We start from the raw sequence: 1,129 nt of genomic DNA on the forward strand, positions 1-1,129 counted from the left end.
AGTGTCCTGAGTCGTTAATTCGTGTGCAGTATGCGGCGAGGGTGTCGAGGATGTCGTCGGCAGCCTTCGTCCAGACGAACGGCTTCGGGTTCTTGTTCCACTCGTTGATCCAGCCGCGGATGTCCCGTTCGAGTTCAACAACGCTGTGGTGGGCCGAGCGGCGGAGTTTGCGGCAGGTCAGCTCGGCGAACCAGCGCTCGACGAGGTTGAGCCAGGACGCGGAGGTGGGCGTGAAGTGCAGGTGGAAGCGGGGGTGGCGAAGCAGCCACTTCTTGACCGACTCGGTCTTGTGGGTGGCGTAGTTGTCCAGGGCCAGGTGGAGTTCGAGGTCTTTGGGGACGGCGGCGTCGATGACCTTCAGGAAGCGGAGGAACTCCTGGTGGCGGTGGCGGCGGTAGTGCTGGGCTATGACCGAGCCGGAGGCGATGTCCAGGGCGGCGAACAGGCTGGTCGTGCCGTGCCGGACGTAATCGTGGGTCATCCTCGCCGGCGTGGTCGGTGCCATCGGCAGCACGGGCTGGGTCCGGTCCAATGCCTGGATCTGCGACTTCTCGTCCACCGCCAGGACCAGGGCGTTCTCCGGCGGGGACAGGTAAATGCCCACCACGTCACGGACCTTGGTCACGAACTGCGGGTCGGTCGACAGCTTCCACGTCTCCACGATGTGCGGCTTGAGTCCGAACGCCCGCCAGATCCGCGAGACCGCCGACTGCGACATGCCCGCCGCCCCGGCCATCGAACGCGTCGACCAGTGCGAATCGCCCGTCGGCGGCTCCTGGCCAAGGGTCTTGGCGACCAGTGCCTCGACCTGCTCGTCCGTGATCTTCCGCGGCGCCCCCGGACGCGGCCGGTCCACCAGGCCCTCCAGCCGGTCCGCGGCGAACCGGGAGCGCCACTTGCGCACCGTCTCCCGCGAGACACCCAGATCGTCCGCGACCCGCGCATTCGACAGACCGTCCGCACACGCCAGCACGATCCTCGACCGCAGCACCAGTGCCTGCGAGGCGGTCTGCTTGCGCAACCAGCCCCGCATCACTCGGCGTTCGTGATCGGACAGCTCCAGCGGCAACGACTTCGGACCGGGCATTGACCCACCCTACAACCGCAAGCGAACTAACGACTCAGGACA

General features: G+C 66.7%; 1 protein-coding gene. It reads right to left on the reverse strand.

The window, feature by feature from the left end; translation table 11 throughout:
* Positions 1-1,087 (reverse strand): IS630 family transposase (locus tag RBJ77_RS45020; RefSeq protein WP_372350274.1); only part of this gene is annotated, 1,087 nt, incomplete at its 3' end.
* Between the last annotated feature and the right edge of the window lie 42 nt (positions 1,088-1,129).

The sequence above is a fragment of the Streptomyces sp. KL116D genome, assembly GCF_030766975.1.
GTDB classification, from domain to species: Bacteria; Actinomycetota; Actinomycetes; order Streptomycetales; family Streptomycetaceae; genus Streptomyces; species Streptomyces longispororuber_A.